Consider the following 20,629-nt stretch of genomic DNA (forward strand, 5'->3'; position numbering starts at 1 on the left):
TATACTTAAGGTAGTGGAGCGTGTTAGCGACGACCATGCACGAACCGATCCGTGACAGGCTCGTCAGCCTGCGCCGCGGGTTCCACCGCCACCCCGAACCGGCGTGGCGCGAGTTCTACACCACGCACCGCCTCGTCGAGGAACTGCGGGGAATCGGCGTCGACGAACTCGCCGTCGGGCCCGACGCCTACGACCCCGCCGACAGGATGGCGGTTCCCGACGACGACGCGTTCGGACCGTGGATCGACCGGGCGCGGGAGCGCGGCGCGGACGAGGACCTGCTGGAGCGAATGGCCGGCGGGAACACGGGCGTTGTCGCCGTGCTGGAGCGGGGCGACGGCCCGGCGGTCGGCCTCCGTGTGGACATCGACGGCCTGTTCGTGCAGGAGTCGACCGACGACGGCCACCGGCCGGCCGACGAGGGCTTCCGGTCGGGCGTCGACGGAACGATGCACGCCTGCGGCCACGACGTGCACATGACGTGGGGGCTGGCCGTGCTGGAGGCGGTCAAAGAAAGCGACTTCGAGGGTCGCTTCGTGGTCTTCTTCCAGCCGGCCGAGGAGACGGGCGGCGGCGGGAACCCGATGGCCAGGAGCCGGTTCGCCGACGGACTCGACTACCTCTTCGCCGCCCACGTCGGGCTCGACCACCCCTCCGGCGAGGTGGTCGCGGGCATCGAGAAACCGCTCGCGATGTGCCACGTCGACGTGACGTTCGAGGGCACGTCCGCCCACGCGGGGAAGTCGCCGAACCAGGGCGACAACGCGGTACAGGCGCTCGGGACGGCGATCACGAACGCCTACGGGATCCCGCGCCACGAGGAGGGAATGACGCGCGTCAACATCGGCCGGGTCGAGGGCGGCACCGCGAGCAACGTGATCGCCGAGCGCGCCCACGCCGAGGCGGAGGCCCGCGGCGAGACGACCGAACTGATGGAGTACGCGAAGGGTCGACTCCGCCGCGTCGTCCGCTCGGCCGCGCGGATGCACGGCTGTTCCGCCGACTTCGACGTGGTCAGCGAGTCGCCACGCGCCGACAGCGACCAGGAACTGGTCGACGTGATCGCCGCGAGCGCGAAGCGCATGGCCGACGTCGACCGCGTCGTCCCGACCGCTGATTTCGGCGCGAGCGAGGACGCGACCTTCCTCATGGAGCGCGTACAGGAGGCGGGCGGCCTCGCTGCGTACTGCATCATCGGCACTGACCACCCGACGAGCCACCACACGCCGACGTTCGACGTGGACGAGGACAGCATCGCCACGGGCGTCTCCCTGTTGACCGAATCGATCCTCGCGACCGCGGAGGAGCGACCGTGAACGCGGACGACGTGGTCACTGCGGCGGACGTGCGGGCCGCCCGCGACCGCCTCGCCGATGTGGTCCACCGGACCCCGCTCGACACGTCGACGACGCTGGCCGACCGGAGCGGCGCGGCCGCGGTCGGACTGAAACTGGAGAACGTCCAGCGCACGGGGTCGTTCAAGATCCGCGGCGCGTACAATCGGATGGCCCAGCTCTCCGCCGAGGAACGCGAGCGCGGCGTCGTCGCGGCGAGCGCCGGCAACCACGCGCAGGGCGTCGCGCTCGCCGGCGACCTGCTCGGCGTGGATGCGACGGTGGTCGTCCCCGAGGTGACTCCCGCGGCGAAGATCGAAGCCACGCGCGGCTACGGTGCCGAGGTCGTGGTCGAGGGCGACATCTACGAGCGATCCTACGAGCACGCTCTGGACATGGCCGAGCGCGACGATCTGACCTTCGTCCATCCGTTCGACGACGCGGGGATCATCGCCGGACAGGGTACCGTCGGCCTTGAGATCGCAGAGCAGTTTCCCGACCCGGACACCGTTCTCGTCGCTATCGGCGGGGGCGGCCTCATCTCCGGGATCGCGACCGCGCTGAAAGCCCGCGACCCGGACGTGCGCGTCGTCGGGGTCCAGCCGGAGGGCGCGGCCCACGCCAAGCCGTCGCTGGAGGCGGGCGAGGTCCGCGAACTCCCCGGCGTCGACACCGTCGCCGAGGGGATCGCCGACACCCGCCTGCTCGACCGGACCTTCGCCGTGATGAACGAGCGCATCGACGACGTGGTCACCGTCACGGACCGCGATCTGGCTGTCGCCGTGACGCTGCTGGCCGAGCGCGCCAAGACCGTGGCCGAGGCGGCGGGAGCGGCACCTGTCGCCGGTCTCCTCTCCGGCGCGGTCGACGCCGACGGCGAGCGCGTCGCCGCGGTCGTCTCGGGAGGCAACGTGAACCTGAGCGACCACGCCGAACTGACACGGACGGGGCTGCTCGAACTCGACCGCTACGCGGAGGCCCGCCTCGCGCTCGACGGCTGGCCGACCGCGCTCGGCACGGTCACGGAGGTGATCGAGGACGAGGGTGCGGAACTCGACACCGCCGAGCGCGCCCGCCGCAGCGCCGGCGACGACCCGAACCGGACGCCGCTGACGGTCGGTATCGAGGGTGCCGGTCCGAACCACCTCCATGCGGTACTTGCCGCCCTCGACGGCGTCGACGGCGTGACCGTGGTCTCGTCGACGCTTGACGAATAACCGACCGTCACGGTCGCCGCCGGGGCGGCCAGTTTTCGCTGTATCAAAACACCCATCCCTCTCTACGCTGAATGGGTCGCTATCCACCCGTCCCCATGACCCAGAAACGCGAGTACACCGGCGATTACGACGACAAGACCCTGTACATCCCCGGCCCGACGGAGGTCCGCGAGGACGTCATCGACGCGATGAGCGAGCCGATGTTCGGCCACCGGATGGACCGGATGACGGACCTGTACACCACCATCGTCGAGGACACGAAGGCGTTCCTCGGCACCGACAACGAGGTCGTTATCCTCACCGCCTCCGGGACCGAGTTCTGGGAGGCGTCGACGCTCAACCTCGTCGACGAAAACATCCTCGTGCCGACCTGCGGGAGCTTCAGCGAGCGCCATGCCAACGTCGCCGAACGGCTCGGCAAGGACGTCGACCGGCTGGAGTACGACTGGGGCGAGGCGATCAAGCCGGAGGACATCCGCGCCGAACTGGAGGCAAGCGACGAGGGGTACGACGTGGTCGCCACCGTGATGAACGAGAGTTCGACGGGCGTCCGGAACCCCATCGAGGAAATCGGCGACGTGGTCGCCGAGTACCCGGACACCTACTTCGTCGTCGACGCCGTCTCCGCGCTCGGCGGGGACTACGTCGACATCGACGCCCACGGGATCGACGTCATCTTCGCCTCCACGCAGAAGGCCTTCGCCATGCCGCCCGGGCTGGCGGTCTGTGTCGTCAGCGACGAGGCCTACGAGCGCGAACTCGAGAAGGAGTCGGCGTCGTGGTACGGCGGCTTCCAGCGCACTATCGACTACTACGAGCGGAAGGGGCAGACCCACTCGACGCCCGCCATCCCGATCATGCTCGCCTACCGCAAGCAGATGAAACACATGCTGGACGAGGGTCACGAGGTCCGTAGCGAACGCCACCGCGAGATGGCCGAGTACACCCGCGACTGGGCGCGGGAGCATTTCGACGTGTTCCCCGAGGACGGGTACGAATCGCAGACGGTGAGCTGCATCGAGAACACACAGGGCATCGACGTCGCCGCCACCATCGAGCAGGTGTCCGCGGAGTACGACTTCGCGTTCTCGAACGGCTACGGCTCACAGCTCGGCGAGAAGACGTTCCGCATCGGCCACATGGGCGAACACGACGTGGAGAGCATCCGGGCGCTGACCGACGCCATCGAAGACGTGGCCGACCTGTAGGCGACCGACTGGTTCTTCGACCGCCGCGGGCCGGTCGCGGTCAGTCAGGCACAGCGACGATCTGACTGTCTTCTACCGAACCCTGTGGTCGGCCGGGTCCGAGTCAGGGAGAATCGCCGTCGGCCGCGCCTCGGACTGTGTCGTCTAACTCGTACCCGAAGGCAGCGTCCAGGATCGCAAGCGTCTGTCCTGCGCCGACCAGCACGAGTCCGGCGACCGGTAACAGGGGCGCAGTACCGAACAGCCCGAGAGCGTACCCTCCCGCCCCGACTACGCACGCAGCCACGCCGCCAAAGTACACCCACCCCCGTTCGGACACCTGCCGTCCGGTGTCGACGAACCCGACGGCGGGCAGGAGCATCCAGCTGAATAGTGCGACGCCCTGGAGGATCGGTCCGACTGACCCGACACGGAAGCCGACCGCACCGACCACCGTCGCGACGAACCCCGCGACGATAACTGCCCACCACGTGTGGAGAACGCCCTCACGCATGTCCGGGCGGCCGGTCACAGCGAACCCCGCCAGCAGGGTGGCCATCACGATGTGGGCGATAAACAGCGTGGACGTCGTGACGACTTCGAGATGTGCGGCTGTCACGAACCCCCATGCAAGCGGTATCAACACCACCGGACCGAACTCACGAGCCTGCCGGAACATAGTTGATCGGACTCGTAGCGGATCTAAAGAGGTTTGTCACGTGGTTACAGGCAGACGCGTTGCGGTCGGGGCTACGCTTTCGGTGGCGCAACGAGGTGACCTCAACCAGCATCCCGCACCGACACGCTGTCGGCGTTCGTCTCGCCCCGTTCGACTGGGTCGATATCTTGGACGGCGTCCAGTCGGTGTCTCCGTATCGTACCGGAGGCGTGTCCCGACTCACTCCAGTGGCTGGGCGTATTCGACCTGTTTCGGTCGGAAGTCAGCCTCTCGGTAGAAGCGACGCGCATCGTCGTTCCGCCACTCACAGGCGACTTTGAGGTGGTCGCACCCTCGCTCGCGGGCCATCGCTTTCACGCGTTCGATGACTGCCGTCCCGTGTCCACGGTTTCGTCGGCCGTCGTCGACGTAGAGGTCCACGATGCGGAGGTAGTGTGAATACTGTCGCGTCGGGTGGTGGCCTTCCCGGAGCGTGACGTAGCCGATGGTCTCGTCGTCGTGAACGACGAGATAGACGGTGACCGCCTCGTCGTCGAGATGCTCGCGGAAGCCATTCTCGACGACAGCGGCGGTGTCCGTGTCGACGAGCTCGTTCAACTCGTCGAGGGATTCCACCGACTCCGCGAGGGAATGCCAGCGATCGACGAGGGCGTCGAGGTCTTCGGCCGTGGCTTCGACGAGGTCCATGCGCCGAGTCCCGGGCGCACGTTCTTTAGACTACAGTTTCGGCATCGGCGAAGAAGTCCCGCTTCGCCCGTTTGGCCGCCGGCCCCTCTGAAACGAGTCCGGGCGTCGATGCGGGGTCAGTGAATCGGTCGGGATCCGGGGAGCGTGAATCGAGTATTTCGGCGAACGTCGACCCGTTTCTCCCTGTAATATGGACGAACCCACCGTACTGACGCTGCTCGAACGGGGTCGTCTCCGGATCCGGAAACGCGTCTCGGATGCAATCGACGTTCCTGTCGAGGTATTCCGCAGCTGCGTGCTGTGAGTACTGACAATCGGCGTAAAGCTGCTTCTGATTGTGTTCGTCGAGGTCGGCCCCGACGTGTTTGGCCGACTCGTACCGCACTGCTTCGGAACCGATATCGCCGGTGAGGAAACTCAGATTGACAGTGAAACAGTCCGGATACCGCAGAATCACCAGAAAGAAAAACTCCTCGTCGACGGTGTATCGTTCCTGCAAGCGATAGTAGCACTCCAGATAGTACGCCGCGAGTGCTCCGATCCAGTCATCTCGCTCGCCGTCGAGATACGCGGTTGCGACATCGTAGTAGTTCTCCCCAGCGACCTGTTGCAGGCGGTGCTCGAAGCTCCGTCTCATTTCGGCCAACTCGTCCTCGTACACCTCCGTTACCGGGACGTCCGGGTCGTCGAGTAACTTGCTCTTTCGGTCGCCAGCGGCCGCAATCCGCATCATGTTTTCGTGGAGGGACCGCTCCGCCGCAACGTCTGGAAGCGGGATCCGAACTGCCTGCTGGCGCAGGATTTCCGCCCCGGACTTCAGACGCTCTCGCCACTCACTCATTGCCTTTTGAGTGCTTGCTCACATGTATTAATCGTTCGGAGGCGACCGTGGATGGGCCCCAGGGGACGAGTTGATATCCGGAAAGGGCACGGTGGCCTGAAACTACACTTCACGGACGCTCCCCTGACAGTACTCGACAATTCCTCTTTTTCACGCTTAGACTCGGTGAGTTGCCGTCATCACACAGTAGACCCCTTGCGATTCACTGAGGTGGACCGCGACGACGGACGATCCATCCGCCGTGACCCGGATACTACAACCATAGCTCCTCCGTTCGAACTGGTGGATCCCGCGCGTTCAGGCGGGTCCTCCGTCCAGAACCCGCTTATCCACGGCGTTTGTGTTGGCCGTTTCATAACTATCATATGATATGAGTCGGATTTACCGCGTAGCGAATGCACTGTGACATTCCTTCGATACGCGAGGACTTCCCGGTACTGGACCGTGAAGTTGCGGATTTACAACTAACGTACTTCGACAACGCTGCGACGACCCAGACGCCAAAGCAGGTGTACCGCGTTTTCGAGGAGTTCTACAGCGAGTACAACGCCAACATCCATCGTGGGATCCACACGTTAAGCCACGAGGCATCGGTCGCCTACGAGAAGGCCCACGACAAAGCAGCCGAGTTCATCGGTGCAAGCGGGGGTCGAAAGGAGCTGATATTCACGAAAAACACCACCGAGAGCATCAATCTCGTCGCATACGGATTGGGATTGAACGAACTCGACGCCGACGACGTGATCGTCACGACCGAAATGGAGCATCATGCCACGCTGGTCACGTGGCAGCAGGTCGCCAAAGAGACCGGCGCAGATATCCGATACGTCGAGGTCACCGAGGACGGCCACCTGGATATGGAACACGCGAAGGGGGTGATCGGTGACGATACGGCGATCGTTGTTGCTGCACACGTGTCGAACGTCCTCGGAACGATCAATCCCATCCCGGAACTCGCCGAACTGGCCCACGAAAACGACGCCTATATCCTCGTCGACGGAGCCCAGTCGGCACCCACCCGCCCCGTTGATGTCGAAGCGCTGGATGTCGACTTCTTCACGTTCTCGGGGCACAAGATGGCTGGCCCGACTGGTATCGGCGGCCTGTACGGGAAACAGCATCTCCTCGAGGAAATGGACCCGTTCCTCTACGGGGGAGAGATGATCCAGCACGTCTCGCTCCGCGATGCAACGTGGAACGACCTGCCGTGGAAATTCGAGGCTGGCACCCCGCCGATCGCGGAAGGGATCGCACTCGGCGCGGCGATCGATTATCTCGAAGATATCGGCATGGAAGCCGTTCGTCGCCACGAAAACGAACTGGCTCAATACACACTGGAACAGCTGGAACGCCGGGACGACGTCGAAACCTACGGGCCGCCACCCGGGACGGAACGCTCGGGTCTCGTAGCGTTCAACATCGACGGGGTCCACGGCCACGACGTATCTTCGCTACTGAACGACCGCGGCATTGCCGTTCGGGCTGGTGACCACTGCACGCAACCACTGCACGATGCGCTCGATATACCGGGATCGGTCCGTGCGTCGTTCTATATCTACAACACCAAAGACGAGATCGACCGACTGCTGCACGCTCTGGATACGGCGGCTGCTGATCTTCCCCAGTATCTCGCATCCGACCGATATCACGACAGCATCGCTGAGCATTATCGGCAGCCGCACAACTGTACGATGGACGACGAGCCGACGTTCCTGATTTCGTATCAGGAGATGACCTGTGGGGACCAAGCACAGTTCGCCGTACGGGTAACTGAGAGCGGACGGATCGAAAAACTCAGCTTCGAGACTGAGAGCTGTGCAGTCAGCCAAGCTGTGGCAAGTATTCTGGCGACCTATCTGGAGGGTCAGCAACTCGAAAACGTAGCAGAACGGGACGATATCATCGGGGATCTGATCGATGGCCAGTTCCCGGAACTCCGGCACGACTGCGTTGTCGGACCGGAAGAAGTGATCAAAGAAGGAATCAGAGCCAAGCTCGATCAAGCAACGGACCCAACAGGTCTCGAGTGATCGAACCATGACTGTACCTGCCAATAGCGCATACACGATCGACAGATCGGTGGAGGGCTCGTTCGAGGGAGTCGTCGACCAGACGACTGACGCGCTTGCTGAGGAGGGATTCGGTGTCCTCTGTGACATCGACGTGCAGCACAAATTCGAGGAGAAACTGGACGAGGAGTTCCCACGCTATCGAATTCTCGGCGCGTGCAACCCGCCGCTTGCTCACCAGGCACTCGATGAGGAATTCCTGCTGGGTACGTTGCTTCCCTGTAACGTGATCGTCTACGAGATGGGGGACGGCAGTGTTGGTGTGAGTGCCGTCGATCCCGAAACGATGCTGTCCGTGGTCGACGACAGTGACCTCGATGTGATCGCGACCGAGGTCAAAACGCGACTCCAGAACGTCTTGAATGCGCTCCCGGCTGCCTGATCGAAGTCTCGACGAGAAAGAGCGTCTCGGCATGACCTGTCGACGCCGCTTCCCCGGACTCGAACGAACCGGAGCGGTCCCGTCTCCATAACGGTCTGAGCCGGGTCCAGCTACACCCCGGGTCGCCGTCGACGAGCCGTGACTACACCGCCGATCCAAGCGCCATCAGGGTTCGCTCCCCGTCTCGCGGCCCGACGAACTGGACGCCCACGGGTGCACCGTTCACCGTCCCGGCCGGAACGGACAGGGCCGGATGTCCGGAGAGGTTGAACGGCGCCGTGTTCTCGACTGTACGAGCGAAGTCAGCGGACGTTTGGATCTCACCGAACTCCGGAGCCGCCATCGGTGTCGTGGGCGTGAGCAACGCGTCGAACTCCGTCAGGAGACCGTCGATGATGTCCGTGAACTCGGCAGCGACGCCCTGCGCTGCGACGTAGTGTTCCAGGCTCCGCTGGTTCAACGCGCCGGCCGTCAGTAGCTGGTCACGGACGTTGTCCCCGAGGTCCGGCGACTGGAGGGCGTTCGACACGGCGGTTCGCCACGGGTCGCTGTAGCCCGTTCCTGCGCCGGGTAGCTGCCCCTCGAAAACTCCGAGCGCCGCGAATTCGCTCGCGGCGATGGCCAGCGTGGCCGCGGTTGCTGTCTGATACCCCTGTACGTCGACTCGCTCCGTGTCGACGCCGGCCGTCGCAAGTGTCGATATGGCCTCGTCGACCCGGTCCGCCACGCCGTCGTCCGCGCCCGTCATCGACGAGTCAATGACGCCCACCGTCAACCCGTCGACCTCATCGCCGACGCCGTCCTCGGCGTCCCTGGTGGGTGTACTGGACAACGTCGCTGGCGCGTGAATATCGGGGCCGGCGACGGCGTCGTACACCCGTGCCACCGTTTCGACGTCCGCCGCGAGCGGACCGGGCTGGTCGAGCGACGGTGCGAGGTCCGCCAGACCGAATCGGGAGAGACTGCGGTGTGTCGGCTTCAGGCCGACGACGCCACAGAACGACGCCGGAATGCGAACGCTTCCGCCCGTGTCGCTCCCGAAGGCGGCGTCGACGAGCCCCCCGGCGACGGCGGCTCCGCTGCCGCTCGACGAACCACCGGGGACGCGACCCTCCACCCGCGGATTGTCGGTCGGGCCGAACGCGCACGTCTCGCCGGTGGTGAAGTACGCGAACTCGTCCATGTTCGTCGTCCCGACGACGCTCGCGCCCGCTTCTCCCAGGCGGTCGACCACGGTAGCGTGATGGTCCGGCTCGTATTCGAGCGCGTCGGACCCGCAGTGCATCGGGACACCCGCCACGGCGAGGTTTTCCTTCACTGCCACGTCGAGGTCACCGAGTTCGCCACCCTCCGCCTCCAGAGTGAAACGGTACTGGAACGCATTGAACTCGTCGTCGCCGGGTCGAACGGCTGTCGCCCCGGCGTGATCCGGCGGTGACGGGTCGAGCGTGCCGAACTGTTCGGCTAACTCCCCCGCGCTCTCGGCGTATGCGGCGACTTCCGCATCGTCGAGTTCGACACCGACCTGCGCGGCGAAACTTCGGACGTGGTCCTCGTATCCCATGGTGTTAGTTATACAACAACACATCACCATAGCGTTACCGCTCCGGTGGGGTGAGCGGGGGAAGCGTCGTAACTGGTCAACTGAACACCAAAAACGTATGATAGCGCGTGCTGTAGGTCAGTTGGCATGACAACACTTACCGAGAGCGACCGGGAGCAACTGCGTGCGGAGTTCGACCGACAGCTTGCGGTCGGCCTGCATCACGGTGCCCAGTTGGCCGTCTACGTCGACGGCGAACTCGTCGTGAATTTCGCCGGGGGCGAGACAGGCCCCGACGGCGACGCGACCACGACGGACACACGGCACCTCGTCTTCTCGTGTACCAAACCGTACGCCGGCGTCGGTCTCCACCAGCTCATCGAACAAGGCGAGGCAGCGTATGACGACCGGGTGGTCGACCACTGGCCGGAGTTTGCCGACGCGGGGTCCCGGAAGGCCGAGATCACGATACGACAGGTGCTCAGCCACACTGCCGGCATCCCGTACGGCGAGTTCGATGACGAGGCCGAGAAGTGGGGCGACTGGGACGCGGTCGTCCGGGCGATGGAGGAGATCGAACCGGTCTTCGAACCCGGCGAGCAGCCGGCCTACCACACGTTCAACTACGGCTGGGTCGTCGGCGAGCTGATCCGTCGCATCAGCGGCCAACACGTCGACGACTACGTCGAGGAGCACGTGTTCGACCCCCTCGGGATGGACAGGACCTCCATCGGGCTAGCGGACGACGAAGCGGACGACGTTGCCACCCTTTCGGGGTTCGAACTGTTCGACCGGTGTCGCGACCCGGGTGAGGGGCTCGGCATCTCCGCCTCGGAGTCGGCGGCCGCGTTCAACGAGGAGGCTGTCCATCGGGCGGTGATCCCGGCGGGCAACGGCATCGGGACCGCGAAGGACATGGCTCGGTTCTACGCGTGTCTGGCGAACGGCGGGGAACTCGACGGCACGCGCCTTCTGGAAGCGGAGACGGTCGACGAGGCGACCCGAACCCATGCCGAGACGGAGTCCGACGGGACGCTCTCCCGCCCGGCGCGATACGCGCTGGGGTTCTGGACCGGCGGGCTGGCGAACGATATGTTCGGTTCATACAGCCGCGAGCGGATGTTCGGCCACGCCGGCCTGGGGAGCATCTTCGGCTGGGGCGACCCGGAACTGAACGTCGGGTTCGCGTACGTCACCAACGGGATCCGCGAGGAGTCCTGGGAACACGCCGCCCGTGTCAGTGGACTGTCCGACGCCGTCCGGTTAGCGCTGCTGGACTAACGCACAGCTGGCTGGGAATCTCGACGCTGTGCGTTTGTCACAGACGACTCGGCAGTACTCGTCACCTCCGGAACTACGGCTGTCTCTCCGGACCCAACCGATCGATTCTCCTGCGTCTCATGCTTGATTCAGCCAGCTTAGACGTGCGATAGAGTCAACTACCCCGCCCTACTCGCGCTGGCGCGCTCGTTGAGGACGGGGCTTGTCCATGAACTCGGCCTCGAACCCTTCCGGGTGGGCGGTGAATCCGTCGCTCGGCGTCACTGTTCCAGACTTCAGGGCAAGTTGACTGTCGCCCGTCCGCCGAGACGACTGTTGGCCTCGACGGACGTACCGCATCCCGATGTTCTTCGCCGCGTTGTAGTCCGCGTTCGCTTCCGCCTCGCACTTCACGCACCGGAAGTCGGTTCGAGTCGGGCGATTCTCATCCGCCGTGAACCCACACTCGGCGCACCGCTGAGACGTGTACGCCGAACCGACTTGCTTCACCGAGATACCCTCTGCCTCGGCTTTGTACGCTACTTGCTCGTAGAGCGTTCGGAACGCCCACTTGTGCCCCCACGATGCACCCGTTCGGTCGCGGATGTCCGTCAAGTCCTCGAACGCAATTATGTCACAGTCGTATCGGAGTGCTTCGTCTACGATAGCGTTGGACGCTTGGTGGAGTACGTCCCGAACGTAGCGAAGTTCACGGCCACTCGACCGTTCGAGCGTCCGGTGGGCGCTTCGCGTCCCGGTCTGTTGAAGTCCGGCACGCACCTTCTCAAACTCGCGGAGGTCATGAGCTAGCTCTCGCCCGCTGAAGAAGTACGCCGTGCTGGTGACGGCGAGGTTTTCGATACCGAGGTCAACCCCGAGGACCGTTCCGTCCTCGGCGGTGTTCCGCTCGGTGTCGTTCTTGGGTCGGCGAAAGCCGATGTGCAGGAAGTACTCGCCGTCACGGGCGGTGAGCGTACTTTCCGTGACGCTCCACTCGTCGGAGTCAAGATACTGTCGTTGGTAGCCATCGTCGGCGTCGGGCAGCGCAAGGTCACATCGGACGCGACTTTCCGTGGTGGAGAGGGACACTGTGTCGTCGTCGAACAGCGTCATGGTCCGCGTATCGTATTTCACGGTCGGTGCGGTGAAGGTGGGCTTGCTCACCGTCTTGCCTTTTGACCGGCGTTCGAGACAGCCGGTGATGGCTTGGGCGGCTTGGTGGGTGGCGAGAATCGCGTGCTGACTCCCGAGGTCGGTGTGTTTGCGCACGTCGTCGTAGGCGAGGGGCTGGATGTCGCTTTTGGCGTTGCACGTGCCCCATGCCATGTCGGTTGCGAGTTGGCAACCACGCTTCCACTCGGAGATGGTCTCTTCGAGGAGGTCGCATTGCTCGTCCGTAACTTCGAGACGAGTGATCGCCGTCCGACGCAGGTAGTCGTCTGCCACCTATTCAATGGAGATGCGAGGCTACTTATGTACAGGTGTTTGTATCCAATACGAACGCGCTCCTCCCCTCCCTACTCGTTCCCGCTGGTCGCTCCTTGAGGGAAGGGGACTCCGCGCTACCGCTTCAGTTGAACAGTGGCCCGGATCTCCATCAACCGTTCTCAATGCACCTCGTCCTCGATTACGGCGGCGTCATCGTCGAGCACGGCGACGAACGCGAACAGGCTCACGTGCTGGGCGTTGACCCGGAAACCGATCCCTATCCCGGCTGGATCGCCTACTTCGCGTTTCGTAACGGCTTCGTTCAGACCACGGCCGGGTACGTCGATCTCCTGTCGACGCTCACCGGGGCATCTCCCGAGGCGTGTCGTGAGTACGTCGAAACGACGTGGATCGATCCCGCGTTTCCCGAGGAACACGTCGACGTACTCCGGGAACTCGCAAACGACCACACGCTCGTTCTCTTCAGCAACATGGCGCGGCCGTGGATCGAGACAGTGCTCTCGGAACACGGTGTGCTCGACTGCTTCGACGACCTGGTCGTCTCCTCGGACCTGCAACGGCCCAAACCGCACCCGAAGGGGTATTTCGAGTGCCTGCCCGAGAACGACGAGTCGGTCGTCATGGTCAGCGACGAGTACAACGAGGACCTCATGATGGCCGAAGCGGTCGGGATGTCCTCAGTGTGGGTCGAACACGACGACGAGACGCCGTACCGTGACCCCGACGCCCGGATTTCGACGTTCGGTGAGCTTCCAGGCGTACTTTCCACGAACGGACCGCTGCACGGGCGATAGTTCGCCAGTTCGGTTCGTTCCGACGCCCGATTAGCTTCGATCGAAGCCAAGCGTACTCAATCACTCACAGCACAGCGACATTCGTGACCCTGCCGAGAGCGACCGATGACGTAGGCGTGCAGTTCCGCAGCGAGTGTGTACATGGCTTCGGCCCGATTCGCCGAAGCGAGGCCGTCCCGATAGTACGTCTTCGCTCGGTGATCGCGCCAGAGATCGGCGAGATCCGCGGCTATCGACTCCGGAAAGACGCCTGCTGCTCCCGCTTCCTGGTACACTCCCGGATGGGTGCCGGGAAGGTCGTCCGGCTGTAGCGTCCCCCGTTCGAGAAGTCGAAATTCGATCGTTCGCTCGATGGCGACGAACGAGGCTTCGATGACGAGCGTGTAGTACGCTGCATCACGCAGTGTTTCGGCACCGTCGAGGAGGCGACAGGCTTTCCGGAGCTGGAGGATCGCTGCGTCGTTGACGTCGAGGTCCGGCTCGATTTCGGTTGGGTGGCGGTCGAACGTCGCCTGCGCCTCGGCGACGAGCTGTTCGATCCGGGTACTACTCATCTACGAACACCTCCTTTCGAAGCGACTGGAGCTGTTCGCTCCCAGTTATCGTGATCCCTTCGGAGAAGATTTCACGGAGCTTTCCCCCGGCACGGCGTGCGCTCCCCGCGGACTCGACGTACGGTTCGAATTCGAATCGGTCGCCATCGAACCGCCGTTCCCGAAGTTCGGCAACGACGTCGGTAACGACGCGTCGGGCACTCGTCCGGTCGCCCTCTACAACCACGAACAGATCGATGTCGCTCTGTCGGTCAGCCTCACCACGGGCGACGCTTCCGAACACGACGATTCCGAGGAGTGCATCGATGTCGTCGGTTTCGGTCACCGCCGTCTCGACGCAATTCACGAAAGCACGGATCGGTGCGTGGAACTCCGTCTGTTCGATGGCGAGGACTGGGTCGTCTTTTCGGAGTCGGTCCGGATCGATGGAGACGTGGTTTCGTTGTGGAGTTTCGCGAACCTGAACGGCCCCGATACTGTCGAGCAGGTCGACGGCCCGCCAGACCGTCGACCGGGTGACGCCGGTGGCGTCGACGAGTTCAGGTATCGTGAACTCCGTCCGGTGTGCGTCAGCCAGAAGCCGGAGGATCTCGTCTGCAGCCCCGATGCGAAAGATATCGGTGTCCGAACCCGGATACGCGTCGATGCAGACTTTTATATCCCGTTTCGCCATGGCAGACACTGTCTGATTTTGTGCAACGAAATATAAATAGATGGTGCTGCCCTGCTGTGAGTACCTCTTCGCCACGATCTGCAGATTATCTACTCCCGACTCAGTTACCCGGCCGCCGCTGCGGCGTCGAGGAAGATACTCACGCCCATCTCTATCTCACGGTGTGTGGCGTCCAGCGGCGGGAGCAGACGGATAGTCTGCTTGCCACAGCCCAGCGTGAGCAGGCCCCGCTCCAGCGACTCCTTCACGACGGCGTCGCGCCGGCTCGGCGCGTCGAACTCGACGGCGAGCATCAGCCCCTTGCCGCGCACGTCGACGATACACTCGGGTGCGCCGTCCCGGAGCATCTCCTTGGCCTGCCGGCCGCGCTCGGTGGCGTTGTCGAGCAGGCCGTGTTCCTCGATGGCCTCCAGCGTGAACGCGCCCATCATCGAGCCGAGCACGTCGCCGCCGCCGAACGTCGAGCCGAGGCGGTTCTTCTCCGAGGGGAATAGCTCCGACTTCGATATCGTCGCGCCGACGCGGAGCGCCTTCGCGCTGGCGATCACGTCCGGCTCGATCGGGTAGTGGTCCGACGCCCAGATCTCGCCGGTGCGGCCGACGCCGGACTGGATCTCGTCGACGACGATCGGGATGTCGTGGGCGTCGCAGACGTCCGCCACCTCGGCCATGAACGCCTCGCTGGGGAAGCGGTAGCCGCCGACGCCCTGGACCGGTTCGAGGACCAGGAACGCGACCTCCTCGGGGTTGACGTGCCCGCGCGGCGCGAGCATGTCGCGGAGCTGGGAGCCGCCACCGGTGAAGAAGCCGCAGTCGCAGGTCTCGGCCGAGCAGCCGCGGTCGTCGCAGAACGGGACGGTCTGGATGCCCGAGATCTCGGGGTAGTGACGGGTGTACACCTCCTTGGACTTCGTCAGCGACAGCGTGCCGAGCGTGCGGCCGTGGAAGCTGTCCTTGAACGCGAGCCCGTACTTCGCTGCCGGCGTGTAGTCGTGCGTGATCTTCATCGCGTTCTCGACCGCCTCCGCGCCGGAGTTCGAGAGGAACACGGTGTCCATCCCGTACTGGCTCGACACGTCGACCAGCTTCTCCATCAGGTGGCTGGAGCCGGGAAACGGCGCGTCCTCGGGGTCCGGCCCCGCACCGAAGTACATGTCCTGCCCGGCGATCTTCATCGGCTCGACGAGGTCGAACTCGCGGAGCTTCTCGGTGACCTTCTCGTTGTTGTAGCCGAGCGGCGCGGCCCCGATGTGACAGGTAAAATCGAGGAGGACGTTGCCGTCGACGTCCGTGACGAAGGGGCCGTCCGCCTCCCGCGTCACGTCCCAGACGAACTCGTGGGAGTACTCGCTGGGCGCGGCGTGCTCGCCGTGGAACTCGACCCACTTCTCGGCGTTCGGCCCGGGGAGCGCGTCCGCGGCCGGCTCGGCCGTGTCCCTATCCATACACGGAATACGTGTACATAGTACATTAAAACTTGTTATAGATTGGCGGAGGAGCGTCGGCTGGGGGAGTGTAGCTACAGGAAAGAATCGAACGGCACGACGGCCGACGCGGGTCGCCGGCCGGCGAGGTGGAGGACGGACTGGTCATAGTGGTTGCTCTCACTGTGGACCGGCGGTCGCCCGCACCGTTACCGGCGACCATCGGTACTTGGCGAGAGCAACCACTATCAGTCGTCGTCGGATTCGACGGGACCGCCGGGGCCGGACGGCGAATCGCGCTCGGTCTTCCGACTCGACCCGATGAGGACGGTTTCGTCCTGCAGCAACACCCGGCCGTACTTCGAACTGAAGTCCCTGATCAGCGAGAGCATCGCGGCGAAGCAGACGAACGCGAACGGCGCGCCGGTGATGATGACCGCGTCCTGGAGCGCGCCCGTTCCGTCGCTGCCGCCGATGATCATGAGGATCGCGGCGGTCAGGCCGAGGACGATGCCCCAGAAGACCCGGTTGATCGTCGACGGCCGCGCCTTCCCGCCGGTGGTCATCATCGAGACGGCGAGCGTCGAGGAGTCCGCCGACGTGACGAAGAACGTCGTCACGAGGATCATGAACGCGATCATGAACACCGTTCCCAATGGGAACGCCTCGAAGAGGATGAAGCCCGAGACCTCCGGGGTGTTGTTGGCGATGACGCTGCTGAAGTCGGCCGTTCCGGTGTGGTGGTACTGCAGCGCGGTGCCGCCGACGATCGTGAACCACGGGATGGTCGCGGCCGAGGTCGCGCCGATCCCGGTGAAGGCGACCTCGCGGACGGTCCGGCCCTTCGAGATGCGGGCGATGAACAGGCCCGCGAAGGGGGACCACGAGAGCGCCCACGCCCAGTAGAAGACGGTCCACGAGTTCATCCACGTCGTCCCGCCGTCGGAGCCGGTCCCCGTGTAGAGGCTCATGGACGTGAAGTCGGCGATCATGCCGCCCATGGCCTGCGAACCGAGCAGGAGCAGGAACAGCGTCGGTCCCAGAATGAACGTCGCCCCCATGAGGATGACGAACAGGACCATGTTGAAGTTCGACAGCCGGCGGATCCCCCTGTCCACGCCCAGCACCATCGAGATCGTAAACAAGAGCGTCATCGTCGTCACCACGAGGAGGATGCCGACGTTCCCGAGGTCGATCCCCCACTGGTAGTTGAGCCCGGCGATGAACTGGCTGCCGATGAAGCCGAGCGAGGTCGCAACGCCGCCGATCGTCGCGAAGACGGCGAGGATGTCGACGACCTTCGCGACCGGGCCGTCGAGGTTCTCCTTCCCGATGATCGGCGTCAGCGCCGACGAGACCCGGAGCGGGACGTTATCGTAGTTGTACGCGAAGTAGGAGATCGCCAGCCCCATGATCGTGAACACGGCCAGCTGGGGGAGCGCCCAGTGGAACAGCGTCTGCTGTATCGCGATCGGGATCGCCTCGCTCGTGCCGCCCTCGACGCCGAACAGCGGCGACGGGTTGTCGTAGTAGAACAGCGCCTCCGTCGGGCCCCAGAACACGACACCTGCCGCGAACCCGGCGGAGTACAGCATCGCGAAGTACGACAGGAAGCTGTACTCGGGGTCCGAGTCCCCCATCTTGATCTTCCCCCACGGTCCGACGATCAAGAACAGCAGGAAGAGGACGATCAGGAACACGATCACCAGCAGCGCCCAGTTCAGGTACGTGACCACCCAGCTGTAGACCGTTCCGATCGTCTCCGTGACGAGCGTCTCGTTGACGAAGAACGCGCCGATCACGCCGACGGTCAGCAACGCCCCGAACGCGAAGACGATCGGGTCGATCTCGTCGAGGAACTCCTCGACCATCCCCTGACTTCCGTCGCTCATCCCGTTTCACCCCCGGAGATCGGGTGAACTGGTCGACCGTGACTCCACGTACCGTTCGCCATGCTGCGTGATGGCATACCGCCACCATTAACGGCGTATACAATAAGTGTTTCTCTAGTAGCGAATCGATCCACGCATTGTGTTTACCCGATGTGAAACCGGGAAGCACGCTGCTATCGGTAAAACGGGTGTATGTCGGGCCGTCGTCGCCCGTGCATCTCACGAACGGGCGGTAACGGGAGAAAAATCCCTGCGGTTGACCACTCAAGCGACCTCTCAATATTCGCTTACATCGGGACGAACCGGCCCCGATCGATGTCAGTTCGGCGGCTCCCGGCTCCGGGGGTCCGCGGATCGCGAGCGGGGACCTTGCCGGCGACTCGTCGGCTACTGCTTCGTCAGTTCTTCAACCGTCCGGTCGCGTGCCTGTTCGCTCTCCGCGACCCGCGACGCGAACTCGTCGACGCTGTCTTTGATCTCCTCGCGGGTCGCCTCCGGCGAGAACTCGTCCGACATCGTGAGCAGTCGGACGAACGCCCGCAGTTCCTCGTCGGTTATCTGGGCGAACTCGTCGTTTTCCAGCTTGTCGACGACTTCGTCGACGTCTATCTGGCCGACCGGGTCGACGTTGAACTCGACGTTGACCATCCGGTAGTTCGACCCCGCGAGCGTCTGCTCGGCCTTCCCGACGCCCTCCGACAGCATGTCCTTGAACGGCGTGTAGTACCCCATCGTCCCGAGGTGGAGGAAGGCGAGCATGTCCGTGATCCCCTGGGTCAGCGCCTCGCGCTCGTCGTCGTCCGGGTCGAACACGGTGTTTCGGTCCCGCTCCTCCAGATACTCGAAGATGATGCTGAAATCGAGTATCGCGTTCTGGATCCGGCGGCGGATCCGATTCCGCTTCTGTTTCTTCGAGTGTTCGGTGTAGTCGGTCTTCCGGCCGAGCAGGAAGTCGCGGTCGGAGGGCGTGAGTATCCCGCGGGGTCGGTCGGAGTCGGCCGCCGTCCGTAGCTGCTCCGGCACGTCGTTCCCGTCCATACACGAAAAGCGCGTACCCGATCGGATTAATGGTTGTGATCGGTGCAACGGTGGGACAACCGGTGGCGTTCAGTCAACCGCTGTCCGGCGAGATAGCGCTCCAGATCGCCCCCCGCGGCGCGGTCTGCCCGGGTCACGGTCTCACTGTCTCGGGCGGCCGACCGTCGCCGTCGGCCGCCGGTCCACGATTATCGTATCCGGTCGCCGTCCCGGTAGCGCCGCGACAGTTCGACGACGGCGTCGCTCACCAGTTCGACGCCGATGGGGAGGCTCGCCTCGTCCACGTCGAACGTCGGCGTGTGGTGGTTCGTCGGGTGGTCGGTCCCGACGATGAGATACGACGCCAGGCCGCCGCGCTCACGGACGCGCTCCATGAGGTACGCCACGTCCTCGCTCGCGCCGAACTCCGCGGACGGCACCACGGTGTCGACGCCTGTAACGTCCGCCGCCACCTCCGAGACTAGCTCCCGGAGCGCCGGGTCGCTGTCGGCGCGGGGCGACTCGCTGACGACCCGGACGGTCACGTCGCAGTCGTACATCTCTGCCGCACCGTACAGTACCCGCTCCAGTTCGGTCCGCGTGTACTCCATCAGCGCGGTCGTCTCGCCGCGTATCTCGCCGGTCAGCGTTACCTCCTCGGCGACGACGTTGCTCGCGGTGCCGCCCTCGACGTGGCCGAAGTTGACCCGCGTCATTCCGTCCTCGTGGCGCGGGATGGCGTACGCGTTCTGGACCGCCGCCGCCATCGCCTGCATGGCGTTTGCCCCCTCGTTGGGCGACTTCCCGGCGTGGGCGCTAGCACCCTCGAACGTCGCCGTCAGGTGGGCCATCGCCAGCGGCTTGTCGACGCCGGCGACGACGGTGCCGGTCGGGTGTTCGAGGCCGACGTGGAGCGCGAACAGGTAGTCCACGTCGTCGACGTGGCCGCTCCGGGCCATCGACTTGCCGCCGCCGGATATCTCCTCGGCCGGCTGGAACACCACCTTGAACGTCCCCGTGAACCCGCTGTCTTTCACCGTCGCCAGCACGCCGAGACCGATCGCGACGTGGGCGTCGTGGCCGCAGGCGTGCATGTGCCCCTCGTGCTCCGACCGGAACCCCTCGTCGGCCGGCCGATGGCCCGGTTCGTCAGCCTCCGTCAGTGAGATGGCGTCCAGATCCACCCGGAGCGCGACGGTCGGCCCCTCGCCCGCCTCAAGCGTCGCGATCGCGCCGGTGTGACCGCCGGCGGTCCTGTCCAGCAGGTCGGGGTCGACGCCGGCCTGCCGGGCGCGTTCCAGCCAGGGCTCGACCTCCGCCCGCGTCGGCTCGGCCATCCGCTCCTCGGTGGCGTGGGCCTCACGTCCCACGGCCAGGTCGTCGACGCCGATCCGCTCTACCTCCTCGACGATACGAGCAGTCGTCTGAAACTCCCGCCACCCCGGTTCGGGCCGCCGGTGGAACTCGCGCCGCAGATCCCGCAACCGGTTTCGCACGTCGAAGAACATCTTCGACGGTGGTTTCGCCCGGAGCTACTTAACTATAACCAGCTACTGTGTAGTCTGTTGTCGGTTAAAGTTGAGACATCGCCGGGAAGTGGTGGCGTCCGAACCGGCCGCGACGGCGC

At 64.5% G+C, this 20,629-nt stretch carries 18 protein-coding genes; 7 read left to right on the forward strand and 11 right to left on the reverse strand.

The annotated features are described in order from the left end of the window. Positions 1-35: 35 nt before the first annotated feature. The 3 genes from D8896_RS15365 (at position 36) to D8896_RS15375 (ending at position 3,759) form a co-directional block, all read left to right on the forward strand. The gene (locus D8896_RS15365) at positions 36-1,316 is read left to right on the forward strand and encodes an amidohydrolase (protein ID WP_121823001.1); all 1,281 of its coding nucleotides are present in this window, start codon (positions 36-38) and stop codon (positions 1,314-1,316) included. Further along, positions 1,313-2,551 (forward strand): threonine ammonia-lyase, encoded by a 1,239-nt coding sequence (gene ilvA / locus D8896_RS15370; RefSeq protein WP_205596847.1) that lies wholly within the window; start codon positions 1,313-1,315, stop codon positions 2,549-2,551. The genes D8896_RS15365 and ilvA overlap by 4 nt, the downstream gene beginning before the upstream one ends. Before the next feature lie 95 nt (positions 2,552-2,646). Continuing rightward, a complete protein-coding gene (locus D8896_RS15375) occupies positions 2,647-3,759 on the forward strand; it encodes a pyridoxal-phosphate-dependent aminotransferase family protein (RefSeq protein ID WP_121823003.1) in 1,113 nt (370 codons plus the stop codon). A 103-nt stretch (positions 3,760-3,862) separates the two neighbouring features. Here D8896_RS15375 and D8896_RS15380 read toward each other — a convergent pair whose 3' ends face one another. The 3 genes from D8896_RS15380 to D8896_RS19885 form a co-directional block, all read right to left on the reverse strand. Continuing rightward, positions 3,863-4,417, reverse strand: a complete 555-nt coding sequence (locus D8896_RS15380) for a hypothetical protein (protein WP_205596848.1) — start codon at positions 4,415-4,417, stop codon at positions 3,863-3,865. 219 nt (positions 4,418-4,636) lie between these two features. Further along, entirely contained in the window at positions 4,637-5,104 is a 468-nt protein-coding gene (locus D8896_RS15385) for a GNAT family N-acetyltransferase (RefSeq protein ID WP_121823004.1), read from the reverse strand. 25 nt (positions 5,105-5,129) lie between these two features. Beyond that, positions 5,130-5,945, reverse strand: coding sequence for a hypothetical protein (locus tag D8896_RS19885; protein ID WP_121823005.1), 816 nt, complete (start codon positions 5,943-5,945; stop codon positions 5,130-5,132). A gap of 395 nt (positions 5,946-6,340) precedes the next feature. Between D8896_RS19885 and D8896_RS15395 the strand changes: the two genes are divergently transcribed. Further along, the gene (locus D8896_RS15395; protein WP_121823006.1) at positions 6,341-7,975 is read left to right on the forward strand and encodes a SufS family cysteine desulfurase; all 1,635 of its coding nucleotides are present in this window, start codon (positions 6,341-6,343) and stop codon (positions 7,973-7,975) included. Between the two features lie 7 nt (positions 7,976-7,982). Beyond that, a complete protein-coding gene (locus tag D8896_RS15400) occupies positions 7,983-8,396 on the forward strand; it encodes a DUF302 domain-containing protein (RefSeq protein ID WP_121823007.1) in 414 nt (137 codons plus the stop codon). Between the two features lie 142 nt (positions 8,397-8,538). Here D8896_RS15400 and D8896_RS15405 read toward each other — a convergent pair whose 3' ends face one another. Continuing rightward, positions 8,539-9,960 (reverse strand): amidase, encoded by a 1,422-nt coding sequence (locus tag D8896_RS15405; protein WP_162991596.1) that lies wholly within the window; start codon positions 9,958-9,960, stop codon positions 8,539-8,541. A gap of 126 nt (positions 9,961-10,086) precedes the next feature. Here D8896_RS15405 and D8896_RS15410 point away from each other — a divergent pair, with 126 nt between their 5' ends. Continuing rightward, positions 10,087-11,220, forward strand: coding sequence for a serine hydrolase domain-containing protein (locus D8896_RS15410; RefSeq protein WP_121823009.1), 1,134 nt, complete (start codon positions 10,087-10,089; stop codon positions 11,218-11,220). Between the two features lie 168 nt (positions 11,221-11,388). On the opposite strand, the gene D8896_RS15415 is transcribed toward D8896_RS15410, so the two are convergent. Beyond that, positions 11,389-12,645 carry an RNA-guided endonuclease InsQ/TnpB family protein gene (locus tag D8896_RS15415; RefSeq protein ID WP_121823010.1) on the reverse strand — a complete coding sequence of 419 codons (1,257 nt, stop codon included), beginning with the start codon at positions 12,643-12,645 and terminating at the stop codon, positions 11,389-11,391. Positions 12,646-12,809: 164 nt separating this feature from the next. Between D8896_RS15415 and D8896_RS15420 the strand changes: the two genes are divergently transcribed. Then, positions 12,810-13,442 carry an HAD family hydrolase gene (locus D8896_RS15420; protein WP_121823011.1) on the forward strand — a complete coding sequence of 211 codons (633 nt, stop codon included), beginning with the start codon at positions 12,810-12,812 and terminating at the stop codon, positions 13,440-13,442. Positions 13,443-13,498: 56 nt separating this feature from the next. On the opposite strand, the gene D8896_RS15425 is transcribed toward D8896_RS15420, so the two are convergent. From D8896_RS15425 to D8896_RS15450, 6 genes are all read right to left on the reverse strand, one after another. Beyond that, positions 13,499-13,996: a hypothetical protein gene (locus tag D8896_RS15425; protein WP_121823012.1), complete on the reverse strand. Its 498-nt coding sequence runs from the start codon at positions 13,994-13,996 to the stop codon at positions 13,499-13,501. Beyond that, positions 13,989-14,669 carry a nucleotidyltransferase domain-containing protein gene (locus D8896_RS15430; RefSeq protein ID WP_121823013.1) on the reverse strand — a complete coding sequence of 227 codons (681 nt, stop codon included), beginning with the start codon at positions 14,667-14,669 and terminating at the stop codon, positions 13,989-13,991. Before D8896_RS15430 ends, D8896_RS15425 begins: the two co-directional genes overlap by 8 nt. A 104-nt stretch (positions 14,670-14,773) precedes the next feature. Next, on the reverse strand, positions 14,774-16,114 hold the full coding sequence (locus tag D8896_RS15435) for an aminotransferase class III-fold pyridoxal phosphate-dependent enzyme (RefSeq protein ID WP_121823014.1): 1,341 nt from the start codon (positions 16,112-16,114) through the stop codon (positions 14,774-14,776). 227 nt (positions 16,115-16,341) lie between these two features. Next, positions 16,342-17,985, reverse strand: coding sequence for a BCCT family transporter (locus D8896_RS15440; protein WP_121823015.1), 1,644 nt, complete (start codon positions 17,983-17,985; stop codon positions 16,342-16,344). Positions 17,986-18,372: 387 nt separating this feature from the next. Continuing rightward, the gene (locus D8896_RS15445; RefSeq protein WP_121823016.1) at positions 18,373-19,023 is read right to left on the reverse strand and encodes a hypothetical protein; all 651 of its coding nucleotides are present in this window, start codon (positions 19,021-19,023) and stop codon (positions 18,373-18,375) included. Between the two features lie 188 nt (positions 19,024-19,211). Continuing rightward, a complete protein-coding gene (locus D8896_RS15450) occupies positions 19,212-20,510 on the reverse strand; it encodes an amidohydrolase (RefSeq protein ID WP_121823017.1) in 1,299 nt (432 codons plus the stop codon). Positions 20,511-20,629 lie beyond the last annotated feature (119 nt).

Origin of the sequence: Halostella salina (assembly GCF_003675855.1) — an archaeon.
GTDB classification, from domain to species: Archaea; Halobacteriota; Halobacteria; order Halobacteriales; family Natronoarchaeaceae; genus Halostella; species Halostella salina.